6 protein-coding genes and 3 rRNA genes are annotated in these 14,324 nt (G+C 67.2%); 4 read left to right on the top strand and 5 right to left on the bottom strand.

Features of this window, described 5'->3' with window-relative positions:
* Positions 1–63 precede the first annotated feature (63 nt).
* Together KRAD_RS12020 and KRAD_RS12015 are read left to right on the top strand one after the other, a co-directional pair.
* The gene (locus KRAD_RS12020; protein WP_012085877.1) at positions 64–1,896 is read left to right on the top strand and encodes an ABC transporter ATP-binding protein; all 1,833 of its coding nucleotides are present in this window, start codon (positions 64–66) and stop codon (positions 1,894–1,896) included.
* Entirely contained in the window at positions 1,893–3,638 is a 1,746-nt protein-coding gene (locus KRAD_RS12015; protein WP_012085876.1) for an ABC transporter ATP-binding protein, read from the top strand. The genes KRAD_RS12020 and KRAD_RS12015 overlap by 4 nt, the downstream gene beginning before the upstream one ends.
* Before the next feature lie 556 nt (positions 3,639–4,194).
* Here the strand turns inward: KRAD_RS12015 and rrf are convergent.
* The 4 genes from rrf to KRAD_RS11995 all read right to left on the bottom strand — a co-directional run bounded on the left by rrf (position 4,195) and on the right by KRAD_RS11995 (position 10,681).
* A 5S ribosomal RNA gene (gene rrf, locus KRAD_RS12010) occupies positions 4,195–4,311 on the bottom strand.
* A gap of 199 nt (positions 4,312–4,510) precedes the next feature.
* A 23S ribosomal RNA gene (locus KRAD_RS12005) occupies positions 4,511–7,662 on the bottom strand.
* Between the two features lie 604 nt (positions 7,663–8,266).
* Positions 8,267–9,785, bottom strand: a 16S ribosomal RNA gene (locus tag KRAD_RS12000).
* The 16S, 23S and 5S rRNA genes sit together here, the layout of an rRNA operon.
* Before the next feature lie 629 nt (positions 9,786–10,414).
* Entirely contained in the window at positions 10,415–10,681 is a 267-nt protein-coding gene (locus tag KRAD_RS11995) for a hypothetical protein (protein WP_012085875.1), read from the bottom strand.
* A gap of 278 nt (positions 10,682–10,959) precedes the next feature.
* Here KRAD_RS11995 and KRAD_RS11990 point away from each other — a divergent pair, with 278 nt between their 5' ends.
* Both KRAD_RS11990 and KRAD_RS11985 read left to right on the top strand, forming a co-directional pair.
* Positions 10,960–11,808 (top strand): alpha/beta fold hydrolase, encoded by an 849-nt coding sequence (locus KRAD_RS11990; RefSeq protein WP_012085874.1) that lies wholly within the window; start codon positions 10,960–10,962, stop codon positions 11,806–11,808.
* Positions 11,805–13,523 carry a putative bifunctional diguanylate cyclase/phosphodiesterase gene (locus KRAD_RS11985; RefSeq protein WP_012085873.1) on the top strand — a complete coding sequence of 573 codons (1,719 nt, stop codon included), beginning with the start codon at positions 11,805–11,807 and terminating at the stop codon, positions 13,521–13,523. The genes KRAD_RS11990 and KRAD_RS11985 overlap by 4 nt, the downstream gene beginning before the upstream one ends.
* Before the next feature lie 12 nt (positions 13,524–13,535).
* Here KRAD_RS11985 and KRAD_RS11980 read toward each other — a convergent pair whose 3' ends face one another.
* Positions 13,536–14,324 carry a DeoR/GlpR family DNA-binding transcription regulator gene (locus KRAD_RS11980; RefSeq protein ID WP_012085872.1) on the bottom strand — a complete coding sequence of 263 codons (789 nt, stop codon included), beginning with the start codon at positions 14,322–14,324 and terminating at the stop codon, positions 13,536–13,538.

The following is a 14,324-nucleotide window of genomic DNA, read 5'->3' as shown; positions in this document are numbered from 1 at the left end:
TCGACGGAGCACTCACAGGCCACTCCCCTCCCCCGCGGGCACGACGACGAGCGGGTGGCGGCGGTGAGCGGCACCTTCGTCAGCGGGGTCCGCACCCTGGCCCGCGGGGTCCGCGAGGAACCCCGACCGTTCCGGATCGCCATCGTCGGCTCGGTGATCTACGGCATCGGCAACGCCGCGTCGGGGTTCCTCGTCGGCCGGGTCACCGAGGGGGTCGTCGTCCCCGCCGTGACGGGCAGCGGCCCGGTCACCACCGCGCAGGTGTGGCTGGCGGGGGCGGCGCTGATGGCGGTCACCGTCGTCCTCGTCGGCGGGGTCCTGCTGCGCCGGATCTTCGGCGGCGCCTTCACCTTCGCCCTGCAGGCGCGGTACCGGCGTCACCTCGCCCGCCGCTACCTGGACCTCCCGCTGTCCTGGCACCACGCCCACCCGGCCGGGCGGCTGCTCGCCACCGCCGGTTCGGACGTCGAGGCGACGTGGCAGGCGACGATGGTGCTGCCCTTCGCGCTGGGCACCGCCGTCCTCATCCTCTTCGCCGGGATCGCGATGGTCGCCGCCGACCCGGTCCTGGCCGCGGTGGGCCTGCTCGTCGTCCCGGCCCTGCTGGCCGCGAACGTCGTCTACCAGCGCCGCATGTCGCCGCTGGTCACCCGCGTCCAGCAGTTGCGCGGGGAGGTCTCGGCCACCGCGCACGAGAGCTTCGAGGGCGCGCTCGTCGTGAAGACCCTCGGCCTGGCCGGGGAGGAGGTCGAGCGCTTCCGCGACGACGCGGAGCGGTTGCGCGACGCGAACGTCGCCGCCGGCCGCACCCGCGGCGCGTTCGACCCGGTCATCGAGGCGCTGCCCTCCCTGGGCACCCTCCTCGTCCTGGTCGTGGGGGCGACCCGGGTCGCGAGCGGGAGCACGAGCGTCGGCGACCTGGTGCAGATCGCCTACCTGCTGAGCCTGCTCGCCTTCCCGGTGCGGTCCTTCGGCTGGCTGCTCGCCGACCTCCCGCGCACCGTCGCCGGGGACGCGCGGGTGCAGACGGTGCTGCAGGAGGACGCGACGACCCCGTGGGGTCCGCGCCCCGTCGCGCCCGGCGGGCCGCTGACGGTGTCCGCCTCGGGGCTGTCCTACCGCCACCCGGCGCCCGCGGCGGACCTGCTGGGCGACGGTTCGGGCGACGTGGTCGAGCACCCCCCGGTGCTGAGCGACGTGACCCTCGAGGTCGCCGCGGGGACGACGGTGGCGGTCGTGGGCGGCACCGGCGCGGGCAAGTCGACGCTGGCGGGTCTGCTGGTGCGCCTCGTCGACCCCTCCACGGGCGAGGTGCTCCTCGACGGCGTCGACGTGCGGCAGCTGGCGGAGGGGCAGGTCGCGGGGGCGGCGTCGCTGGTGCCGCAGTCGACGTTCGTCTTCGACGACACCGTCCGCGGCAACGTGGCGCTGGGGCTGGAGGTCTCCGACGAGGAGGTGTGGCAGGCGCTGCGCCTGGCCCGCGCGGAGGCCTTCGTGCAGTCCCTGCCCGGCGGCCTCGACGAGCTCGTCGGGGAGCGCGGCTCGACGCTGTCGGGCGGTCAGCGCCAGCGCCTGGCCCTGGCCCGCGCACTGGTGCGCCGCCCCCGGCTGCTGGTGCTGGACGACGCGACGAGCGCGCTGGACCCGGCCGTGGAGCGGGCCGTGCTCGACGGCCTGGCCGAGACGGGGCTGGGGACCACGGTGGTCGTGGTGGCTTACCGGCCGGCGACGATCGCGCTGGCCGACGAGGTCGTGCACCTGGAGCGCGGGCGGGTCGTGGACCGCGGCCCGGCCGCTGAGGTCGAGGCCCGCGACGCGGGCTACCGGGAACTGGTGACGGCGTACGCGCGGGCGGCCGCCGCGCGCGCCGTCGAGGACGAGGAAGGTGCGGCGTGAGCTCCGGAGTGCTGGCCCGTTCCCGCGAACTGACCCCCGAGTTCGCCGAGGGCATCGGCGTCACCCTGGCCATCGCGGCCGCCACGACGCTGGGCAAGCTCGCGGTCCCCGTGGCCGTGCAGCAGACGATCGACAGCGGCGTGCAGGCGGCGGGCGGGCCGGACGTGGGGCGCATCGTCGTCCTGTGCGCCCTCGCCGCGCTGGTCGTGGTCATCACCGCGGGCACCGCGTGGATCGTCAACGTGCGGCTGTTCGAGGCCACCGAGGCGGGGCTGGCGACGCTGCGGGTGCGCGCGTTCCGTCACGTCCACGACCTGGCGGTGCTGACCCAGGGCGGGGAGCGCCGGGGGTCGCTGGTGAGCCGGGTGACCAGCGACGTCGACACCATCTCGACGTTCCTGCAGACCGGGATGCTCGTCCTCGTCCTGTCCGCCGGCCAGGTGCTGCTGGCGACGGCGCTGATGTTCTTCTACTCCTGGCAGCTGGCGCTCGTGGTGCTGGGCTGCTTCGTGCCGCTCGTGCTGGCCCGTCAGCGGCTGCAGCGCCCGGTGACCCGGGCCTACCGGGCGGTCCGGGTGCGGATGGGCGACCTGCTGGCCGCGCTCTCCGAGGCCGTCGTGGGTGCCGACGTGATCCGCGCCCACGCCGCCTCGGAGCGGTCCTGGCGGCGCATCGACGCCACGATCGAGGCGCACCGCCGGCAGGCCGTGAAGGCGCAGACCGCGACGGCGGTGACGTTCTCCTCGGGCGTCTTCGTCTCCGGGCTGGTCGTCGCCCTCGTCATCGTCGTCGGCACGCTGCTCGGCCTCGACGGTGACATCACCCTCGGCCGCCTGCTGGCGTTCCTGTTCCTCGCGCAGCTGTGGGTGGGCCCCGTGCAGGCCGCGACCGAGGTCCTCAACGAGCTGCAGAACGCCCTCGCGGGCTGGCGCCGCGTCGTCGACCTCATCGACACCCCCGTCACCGTCCCCGAGCCCGCGCAACCCCGGGCCCTGCCCGCCGGGCCCGTCGACGTCCGGGTCGAGGACGTCGCCTACACCTACCCGGGCACGGACAAGGTCGTGCTGGCCGGGGTCTCGCTGCACTTCCGCCCCGGTTCCCGCACGGCGGTCGTGGGGGAGACGGGCTCAGGGAAGACGACCCTGTCCCGGCTCGTCACCCGGCTGGTCGACCCGACCTCGGGCCGGGTCCTGCTCAACGGCGTTGACGCCCGTGACCTGCCGTCGCGGGAGCTGCACCGCCGGGTCGTGGCCGTCCCCCAGGAGGGCTTCCTCTTCGACGCCACCGTCGGCGAGAACGTCCGCCGCGGGAAGCCTGGTGCCACCGATGCCGACGTGCGCGGCGCCTTCGACGACCTCGGGCTGTCCTCCTGGCTGGACGCCCTCCCCGAGGGGCTCGCGACGCCGGTGGGTCAGCGCGGTGAGCGTCTCTCCGCCGGTGAGCGTCAGCTCGTCGCCTTGGCCCGCGCCCACCTCGCGGACCCGGACCTGCTGGTGCTGGACGAGGCGACGTCCTCCGTCGATCCCGCGACGGAGGTGCGGCTTCAGCGGGCCTTGGAGGGCGTGCTCAGCGGGCGCACCTCCGTCGCCATCGCCCACCGGCTCTCGACGGCCGAAGCCGCCGACACGGTGGTCGTGGTCGACTCGGGACGCGTCGTCGAGGTGGGACCCGCTGCGGAGCTCGCCCACGCCGGGGGCCCGTACTCCCGGCTGCACGCTGCGTGGACGGCCCAGCACGCCTGAGCCGAGCGGCTCCGGCCATGGGATGGAGGGCAGCCCCCTGCAACTAGCGGCTCCATCGACGATGAACCGCGAGGTTACACCTGCGTAGGAACACACCGATCCGCGCTGCTGGACAGAGGTACGTGGGGATCACTCCTCCACCCGACAACAACAGTCGGCGTGGCTCAGAAGGGCAGCGACGTCCTACGACCCTAGGCTCGTAGACCCTTGCCGCGTCGTCCAGAACTCAAAGTGCGGCCGCCGGGAAGGCGTGAAGAGGGCTGCTTGCGCCTAGGAGGAGCCCACCCGAACGATCAGCGGAGTCACCGACGCAACATCAGGAGCTGAGGGCCGCACTGGCCGGCAAGGACAGAAGGACATAGGCGGATCGATCCCCGCCAGAGAGGCGGGCCCCCGGTTTGGTCTTCTCGCCACAGAGCCCAGTGGTGGCCACGGCAAAGGTCCTGGAATGCGTTGAGGGGATCCCCGCCTCTCCTTCCCGCTGGGTGCTGCACAAGCTGCAGCACCCGCAGGAAGGAGGAGATGGGAATCCCCTCAACGTCTCGCAAGTGTGAGTGGCCGGCGGTGACCTACTCTCCCACCCAGTCTCCCGAGCAGTACCATCGGCGCTGGTGGGCTTAGCTTCCGGGTTCGGAATGAGACCGGGCGTTTCCCCACCGCTATGACCACCGGACCACAAAGGTCAGGATCAAACCACACCCCACCCCCGACAGACGAAAGTCTGCGCAAGAGTGGTGTGTTCGAGTTCTCTCCCGAGAACCACACAATGGACGCGAACACCAGCAGCGGTGCTTGATCTCGTAACCGTTCAAGTACTCGCCTCAACCCCACACCCCACCGCACTGCTCAGCAGTGATGGTGACTGGTGCGTGGTAGACAAGTGATCGGCCTATTAGTACCGGTCAGCTCCACAACTCTCTCGTCGTTGCTTCCACACCCGGCCTATCAACCCCGTCGTCTACAGGGAGCCTCTCACCCCACAAGGGGGCACGGAAACCTCATCTCGAAGCAGGCTTCCCGCTTAGATGCCTTCAGCGGTTATCCCTTCCGAACGTAGCCAACCAGCCATGCTCCTGGCGGAACAACTGGCACACCAGAGGTTCGTCCGTCCCGGTCCTCTCGTACTAGGGACAGCCCTTCTCAAGTTTCCAACGCGCGCAGCGGATAGGGACCGAACTGTCTCACGACGTTCTAAACCCAGCTCGCGTACCGCTTTAATGGGCGAACAGCCCAACCCTTGGGACCTACTCCAGCCCCAGGATGCGACGAGCCGACATCGAGGTGCCAAACCATGCCGTCGATATGGACTCTTGGGCAAGATCAGCCTGTTATCCCCGGGGTACCTTTTATCCGTTGAGCGACCGCGATTCCACACTCCACGGCCGGATCACTAGTCCCGACTTTCGTCCCTGCTCGACCTGTCGGTCTCACAGTCAAGCTCCCTTGTGCACTTACACTCAACACCTGATTGCCAACCAGGCTGAGGGAACCTTTGGGCGCCTCCGTTACTCTTTAGGAGGCAACCGCCCCAGTTAAACTACCCACCAGGCACTGTCCCTGATCCGGATCACGGACCGAAGTTAGACATCCAGAACGACCAGAGTGGTATTTCAACGTTGACTCCACCCACACTAGCGTGTGAGCTTCACAGTCTCCCACCTATCCTACACAAGCCGTCCCGAACACCAATACCAAGCTATAGTGAAGGTCCCGGGGTCTTTCCGTCCTGCTGCGCGTAACGAGCATCTTTACTCGTAGTGCAATTTCGCCGAGTTCGCGGTTGAGACAGCGGGGAAGTCGTTACGCCATTCGTGCAGGTCGGAACTTACCCGACAAGGAATTTCGCTACCTTAGGATGGTTATAGTTACCACCGCCGTTTACTGGCGCTTAAGTTCTCAGCGTCCCCACCACAAGGGTGAGTAACCGGTCCCCTTAACGTTCCAGCACCGGGCAGGCGTCAGTCCGTATACATCGTCTTGCGACTTCGCACGGACCTGTGTTTTTAGTAAACAGTCGCTTCCCCCTGGTCTCTGCGGCCCTCAAACGCTAGCCCGCAAGGAGCTTCACGTCTCAGGCCCCCCTTCTCCCGAAGTTACGGGGGCATTTTGCCGAGTTCCTTAACCACGATTCACTCGAACGCCTCGGTATTCTCTACCTGACCACCTGAGTCGGTTTAGGGTACGGGCGGCTCGAACCTCGCGCCGAGGCTTTTCTAGGCAGCATGGGATCACCCTACTTCCCCCCGAAAGGGTCACCATCAGGTCTCAAGCTCGACATTCAAGTCAGCGCTGCGGATTTACCAACAGCACGCCCTACACCCTTGGACGTGGACAACCATCGCCACGCGGAAGCTACCCTCCTGCGTCACCCCTGTTAATACGCTTGACTAATACCGGATCGGGTCACACGCTCCACCAACCACCACCCGAAGGTGGTGGCGGCTTTGGGTGCTTAGCATCCCCGGCCTCACCATGGACGGTTCTACGCCGGTACGGGAATATCAACCCGTTGTCCATCGACTACGCCTGTCGGCCTCGCCTTAGGTCCCGACTTACCCAGGGCGGATGAACCTAGCCCTGGAACCCTTGGTCAATCGGCGGACGGGTTTCTCACCCGTCATTCGCTACTCATGCCTGCATTCTCACTCGCGTGCAGTCCACAACCCATCACCAGGCTGCTTCACCCCACACACGACGCTCCCCTACCCATCCACACACCTGCAGACACTCAGAACAAGTCCAAGCACCTGGGGTTAACATGTGAATGCCACAGCTTCGGCGGTGTACTTGAGCCCCGCTACATTGTCGGCGCGGAATCACTTGACCAGTGAGCTATTACGCACTCTTTAAAGGGTGGCTGCTTCTAAGCCAACCTCCTGGTTGTCTGCGCAACTCCACATCCTTTCCCACTTAGCACACGCTTAGGGGCCTTAGCTGATGATCTGGGCTGTTTCCCTCTCGACTACGAAGCTTATCCCCCGCAGTCTCACTGCCACGCTCTCACTTACCGGCATTCGGAGTTTGGCTGACGTCAGTAACCCGGTGGGGCCCATTAGCCATCCAGTAGCTCTACCTCCAGCAAGAAACACGTGACGCTGCACCTAAATGCATTTCGGGGAGAACCAGCTATCACGGAGTTTGATTGGCCTTTCACCCCTACCCACAGCTCATCCCCCAGGTTTTCAACCCTGGTGGGTTCGGTCCTCCACACGGTCTTACCCGCGCTTCAACCTGGCCATGGGTAGATCACTCCGCTTCGGGTCTAGAGCACGCGACTAAAAACGCCCTATTCGGACTCGCTTTCGCTACGGCTACCCCACACGGGTTAACCTCGCCACGCACCACTAACTCGCAGGCTCATTCTTCAAAAGGCACGCCGTCACAGGTACAAGCCTGCTCCGACGGATTGTAGGCACACGGTTTCAGGTACTATTTCACTCCCCTCCCGGGGTGCTTTTCACCATTCCCTCACGGTACTTGTCCGCTATCGGTCATCAGGAAGTATTTAGGCTTACCAGGTGGTCCTGGCAGATTCACACGAGATTTCACGAGCCCCGTGCTACTCGGGACATGCTCCCAAGGAGGCCGCAATGTTTCGCCTACGGGGGTCTCACCCACTACGCCGGACCATCCCAGGCCCTTCGGCTACACCACGACTTTCTCACTCCCCGACCAGGTGGTAGCCCAGTCCAGAACACTCCCACAACCCCTCACCCGCAACCCCTACCAGGTATCACACGAGCCAGGTTTAGCCTCATCCGCTTTCGCTCGCCACTACTCACGGAATCACTCAATTGTTTTCTCTTCCTGTGGGTACTGAGATGTTTCACTTCCCCACGTTCCCTCCACGCACCCTATACATTCAGATGCGGGTGACCGCCCATGACGACGGCCGGGTTTCCCCATTCGGACACCCTCGGATCAACATTCGGTTGCCAACTCCCCGAGGCTTATCGCAGGCTCCCACGTCCTTCATCGGCTCCTGATGCCAAGGCATCCACCATGCGCCCTTAAACACTTGACCACCACACACCACCCACCACCACACACCCGCCGAAGCGAGAACAGCGATGAACGATCAATGCGGGTCAAGGCGATAAACTTGAACCCAAACCACAAAGACACGGACCACCCACCCAGACACCCACGAAGGAGCCCCTGGACGCAACGGTCCGATCATCAGAGGATTATCTACTCGACGAACACCACTACTAAAAGATGTTCGCGTCCACTGTGCAGTTCTCAACAGACAACCCGCACCCACCTCTAACGACCACCACCAGCACCCGCAGAGCACCACCGAAGTGACAACCCTCTGCAAGCCGATGTGAATGACCAAGGCAGGCCCAGACCAAGAAACCACCCGCAACCCCGTCAATCACTCGACGGAGTTGCCGGCCGGTCCCTCAGGACCCAACAGTGCGCCAGACCCTTTCCGAACTCCCCACCGCGTTCCACTCCCGCACGCGGGAGGTACTGACAGCAGAAGAAGCCAGAAAGAATCGTGTTGATGTTCCACCCTTGAGCACCGGCCCCGGAACGTACGTCCGAAGAAACCGGCCCACCCACCCTCACCACCAACCCACGACGGAGCCGGTGGTCTGTGAGGTGTGGTTGATGCTCCTTAGAAAGGAGGTGATCCAGCCGCACCTTCCGGTACGGCTACCTTGTTACGACTTCGTCCCAATCGCCAGTCCCACCTTCGACAGCTCCCCCCCTTACGGGTTGGGCCACCGGCTTCGGGTGTTACCGACTTTCATGACGTGACGGGCGGTGTGTACAAGGCCCGGGAACGTATTCACCGCAGCGTTGCTGATCTGCGATTACTAGCGACTCCGACTTCACGGGGTCGAGTTGCAGACCCCGATCCGAACTGAGACCAGCTTTTTGGGATTCGCTCCACCTCACGGTATCGCAGCCCTCTGTACTGGCCATTGTAGCATGCGTGAAGCCCAAGACATAAGGGGCATGATGATTTGACGTCATCCCCACCTTCCTCCGAGTTGACCCCGGCAGTCTCCCATGAGTCCCCACCATAACGTGCTGGCAACATGGAACGAGGGTTGCGCTCGTTGCGGGACTTAACCCAACATCTCACGACACGAGCTGACGACAACCATGCACCACCTGTACGCGACCAACTAAATGACACCCCATCTCTGGGATTCCACCGCGCATGTCAAGCCTTGGTAAGGTTCTTCGCGTTGCATCGAATTAATCCGCATGCTCCGCCGCTTGTGCGGGCCCCCGTCAATTCCTTTGAGTTTTAGCCTTGCGGCCGTACTCCCCAGGCGGGGCGCTTAATGCGTTAGCTGCGGCACGGAATCCGTGGAATGGACCCCACACCTAGCGCCCAACGTTTACGGCATGGACTACCAGGGTATCTAATCCTGTTCGCTCCCCATGCTTTCGCTCCTCAGCGTCAGTAACTGCCCAGAGACCCGCCTTCGCCACCGGTGTTCCTCCTGATATCTGCGCATTTCACCGCTACACCAGGAATTCCAGTCTCCCCTACAGCACTCAAGTGTGCCCGTACCCACTGCAAGCTCAGAGTTGAGCCCTGAGTTTTCACAGCAGACGCGACACACCGCCTACGAGCTCTTTACGCCCAATAATTCCGGACAACGCTTGCACCCTACGTATTACCGCGGCTGCTGGCACGTAGTTAGCCGGTGCTTCTTCTGCTCCTACCGTCACTTTCGCTTCTTCGGAGCTGAAAGAGGTTTACAACCCGAAGGCCGTCATCCCTCACGCGGCGTCGCTGCATCAGGCTTTCGCCCATTGTGCAATATTCCCCACTGCTGCCTCCCGTAGGAGTCTGGGCCGTGTCTCAGTCCCAGTGTGGCCGGTCGCCCTCTCAGGCCGGCTACCCGTCGTCGCCTTGGTAGGCCATTACCCCACCAACAAGCTGATAGGCCGCGAGCCCATCCCCAGCCGAAAAACTTTCCACCCACACACCATGCGGTGATGAGTCGTATCCGGTATTAGCCACCGTTTCCAGTGGTTGTCCCAGAGCCAGGGGCAGGTTGCTCACGTGTTACTCACCCGTTCGCCACTGATCCCCCCCGAAGGGGTTCACCGTTCGACTTGCATGTGTTAAGCACGCCGCCAGCGTTCGTCCTGAGCCAGGATCAAACTCTCCGTCGAAAAACCTTCCACCCCCAACCACCCCCGAAAGGAACAGTCAGCGATGTAGATCATTTCACTTCATAGTTGACCCTTGGACTCGAAAACCCCACCCCCCACTGGCGTGAAAGAGGCGGAGATCAATCCCAAAGGAATCCCCGACCATCCACCCCCACCACACCAGACGATGCAGCAGAACATGAACAGCCATTGGGGGTTGATACATATGGCATCAACACTTTTTGGCACACTGTTGAGTTCTCAAGAACCGGACGCACCCACCCGGACAACCCCCCGAACCGGAGAGCCCCCGAAGAGGGACAACTTCCCCACCTTAACCCGACACCAAGCCAAACTGCAACCCGATGACGCCCAAGATGACCACCACCCCCAGACGCGGACCACCCAGACTCACAAGCCCCAGGTTTTCCGCCCCGCCGGGGCGACATGAAGAACAGTACGCGGCCCCCGCGGGCCAGTGCAAATCGCCCTCGGGCCCTGCGCAGCCACCCCCTCACCGGGGCGGGCGTCCTGCTCCGACACCACTCATCGGCGGCCTGAGCCGATCCCTGAGCCCGGTGTCCCGGCTGTCACTCGTCCGGATCAGCCCCGTCGGTCGGGGTAGCGGACCACCCCGACCGACGTACGACTCAGGCGCTGACGCGCAGCGGACGCACGGTCTCGTCGTCGTCCTCGGCCGCTGAGCGCGGCGAGGGGTGCTCGACGAGCGCGATGACGCGCGCGGCCATGAACCGGGCCGTGCGCACGGGGGTGCCACCACGGGTGACCTCGGTGACCTCGACCAGGCCTCGGCCGTGCGTCACGTCGACGCGGCGGCCGGCGCGGGTGGCCTCGACCTCGTAGGTGCGGGTGTCACCACTCGCGTCCACGACGATCTCGACCCTGTCGCCCTTCACGGTGTCCTCCTGGGGACGGTTGACGACCCGGCGGGGCCGGGAGTGAGTGGTCAGGTGGCGACGCTCCGACTGCGCCTGACGGCACGGTGGTCGCTCGTAGCGACGGGTTTTGGAGCCCGGGGCCGTACGGAGCGCCGCCAGTGAGTACAACGTCCCCGCGTCGTGGGCATTCCCCCGGCGGGGACGGGCACCTGCGGCTTCAAGACGCCCGGTCCACCTGCCGAAGGAGGAGATGGACCCGTCGACCCAGCGCCGGGCACCTCCCGGAAGGACTCGTCGTGCCTGCTCCCACCACCGTCGGGGACACCACCGTCGCGCGCGTCGCGGCGGCCCGTCACCACGTCCGCTCCCTCGGCCGCGACGATGGTCCGGTGCTCCTGCTCGTCCACGGCTTCGGCACGGACCAGCAGTGCTGGAACCGAATGCTGCCCGCCCTCCTGCCCACGCACCGCGTCGTCCTGCTGGACCTGGCCGGCGCGGGGGGCTTCGACACGGCCGCCTACGAACGCGAGAAGTACGTGACCCTCGACGGGTACGCGGCCGACCTCGTCGAGCTGTGCGAGGAGCTGGACCTGCGCGACGTCGTCGTCGTGGGGCACAGCGTGAGTTCCATGATCGCCGCCCGGGCTGCGCTCCGCGCCCCCGAACGGTTCGCGCAGGTGGTGATGATCGCCCCGTCGGCGCGCTACACCGACGACCCCGCCACCGGGTACGACGGCGGCTTCTCCACCGAGGACGTCGCCGAGCTCCTGGACTCCCTGGACGTCAACTACCTGTCCTGGACCGCCACCGTGGCTCCGATGATCATGGGGAACCCGGAGCGACCCGAGCTCGGGGAGGAGTTCACCGAGTCGTTCCGGCAGCTGCACCCCGGCACCGCTCGCGACTTCGCCCGGGCCACGTTCCACACCGACTCCCGCGAGCTGCTGACCCGCGTCACCACCCCGACCCTGGTCCTCAAGTGCCGGGACGACGCCCTCGCCCCCGACAGCGCCGTGCAGGAGGTCGTCGACCGGCTGCCGCACGCCACGCTGGTGGCGCTGCAGGCGTCGGGGCACTGCCCCCACGTCAGCGCCCCCGACGAGACCGCCGCCGCGGTCCTCGCCCACCTGCGCCGCTCCGCGTGAACGACGACCCGTCCGCGTTCGAGGCGCTGTTCCAGCAGGCCCCCTGCGGGTACCTGACGACGGACGCCGACGGGCGGGTCACCCGCGTCAACGACACGTTCCTGCACTGGTCCGGGCACCGGCGCGAGGACCTGCTGGGGTCGGCGTTCAACCGGCTGCTGCCCGTCGGGGACCGGATCCTGTGGTCCACGCACAGCGCGCCCCAGCTCAGCACGACGGGGACCGTGAGCGAGGTCGTCGTGGAGATCGTCGGCGCGGACCGCGTGCGTCGTCCGGCGCTCGTCACCGCCACCCGCGCCCCCGTGACGGACGGCGTCCCGGACGAGGTGCGCGTCGTCGTCTTCAGCGCGCCGGAGCGGCGCGCGCACGAGCGGGAACTCGTCGCCGCCCTGCACCGGGCCGAGGAGTCCGACGACCGCCGCGCCGCCGCCGAGACCGAGAGCCGTCGTCGTGCGCTGCAGGACCCGCTGACCGGGTTGCCGAACCGCGCGGGGTTGTCGGTGCACCTGGAGTCCGCGACCGGCACCTCGGTCGGGGTCCTCGTCGTGGACCTCGACCACTTCGCCGTCGTCAACGAGAGCCTGGGCGTCGCCGCCGGCGACGAACTGCTGCTGACGGTCGCCGAGCGCCTGTGCGCGGTGGTGCGCGAGGGGGCTGTCGTGGCGCGGTCCTCCGCGGACGAGTTCGTCGTCGTCGACCGCTGCGAGGACCTCGACGCGGCGCGCGCCCTCGCGGAACGGCTCCTGGAGGAGCTCACCGCGCCCGTCGTCCTCGCCGGTCTGGAGGTCGTCACCTCCGCGAGCATCGGCGCGGCGCTCGCCGCCCCCGAGCCCGGCCACGCGGACCGGGCGCTGCACGACGCCGGGGTGGCGATGCAGCGGGCCAAGGCCCGGGGCCGGCAGCGCGTCGAGGTGCACGATCCCCGCACCGACGACGGGGCTGCGGACCGGCTGCGGCTGCTGGGCGAGTTGCGCCGCGGCATCCCCGACGGCCAGTTGCGCCTGCACCACCAGCCCCAGGTCCGGGTGCACGACGGACGGATCAGCGGCGTGGAGGCCCTGGTGCGCTGGCAGCACCCCGTGCGCGGTCTGCTGCCGCCGTCGGAGTTCATCGACCTCGCCGAGCAGTCCGGCCTGGTGCGTGAACTCGGTGCGTGGGTGCTGGACGCGGCCGTGGAGCAGGCCGCGCGCTGGGCCCGCGACCCGGAGTGCGCGACGGTCGAGGTCGCGGTGAACCTGTCCACGCGCCAGCTGACCGACCCCGGTCTCGTGGACGCGGTGACGGGGGCGCTCGCCCGTCACCGGCTCGCGGCGCACCTGCTGGTCCTGGAGGTCACCGAGACCGCCCTCGCCGTGGATCCCGACGCGGCGGCGGCGACGCTGGCGACGTTGAAGGACCTCGGCGTGGGCGTCTCCGTCGACGACTTCGGCACCGGGTACGCCAGTCTCACGTACCTGCAGCGCTTCCCCGTCGACGAGTTGAAGATCGACCGCTCGTTCGTCACCGGCCTCGGGGTGAACGCGAGCGACACCGCCATCGTGCAGGCGTGCGTGCAGCTGGCCCGCGCGGTCGGGGTCCGCACCGTCGCCGAGGGTGTGGAGACGGAGGAGCAGCGGCGCTTGCTCGCCGAGATGGGGTGCGACGTCGTGCAGGGGTACCTGTTCTCGCGGCCGGTGGAAGCGGCGGCGTTCCAGGAGTGGGCGCGCGCCCGCTGAACGCCCGGCGGGTCAGGTGGGGGTCACGGTTTCGTCGACGACGACGACTTCCACGCCCCGCGCCCGCAGCGCCGCGACGCGTTCCGCCGGGGCGGTGGCGTCCGTGACGACCGTCCAGGGCAGCGGGAGCCGGACCCAGGCGTGGAAGGGGCGGACCCCGAGCTTGGCCCCGTGCGCGAGCACGTGGACGCGGTCCGCGCGCCGCGCCATGAGCTCCTTCAGCCGGACCTGCTGCTGGTCCGCTTCGCAGATCTCCCCCTCGTCGGAGATCCCGTCGGTCCCGAGGAACACCGCGTCGGCGCTGATCCGTTCCAGCGCGGCCTCGGTGAGGGGCCCCAGGAATCCCTGGCTGACGGGGCGCAACCGGCCGCCGAGGCACTCGACGGTGACCCCGTCGGCGTCGGACAGCGCGCCGACGACGGTGAGGCTGGCGGTGATGACGGTCAGCCCCCGCGCCCCGCGCAGCTCGGCGGCGAGCGCCCCGACGGTGGAACCGACGTCGAGCAGGACGGTGTCGTCGGCGGCGATCTGCGTGGCGGCCCACCGCCCGATCGCGGTCTTGGCGCCATGGGCCTCGTCCATCCGCTGGCGCAGCGTCGTCTCGGAGTGCGCGCTGATCGGGATGGCTCCGCCGTAGGTGCGGGCGATGTGCCCCTCGGCGGTGAGGATCGCGAGGTCGCGGCGGATGGTCGAGGGTGACACCTCGAACCGCGCGGCGAGCGCCTCGACGTGGGCGAGGCCCTCCTCGAGGGCGAGGTCGACGATGGCGGAGCGCCGGGTTCCGGTCGCTGCGGAGGGCAC

Origin of the sequence: Kineococcus radiotolerans SRS30216 = ATCC BAA-149, assembly GCF_000017305.1 — a bacterium.
Lineage (GTDB): Bacteria > Actinomycetota > Actinomycetes > Actinomycetales > Kineococcaceae > Kineococcus > Kineococcus radiotolerans.
The sequence above is the reverse complement of the archived record's forward strand: the minus strand, read 5'-3'. Positions and strand labels throughout refer to the sequence as shown.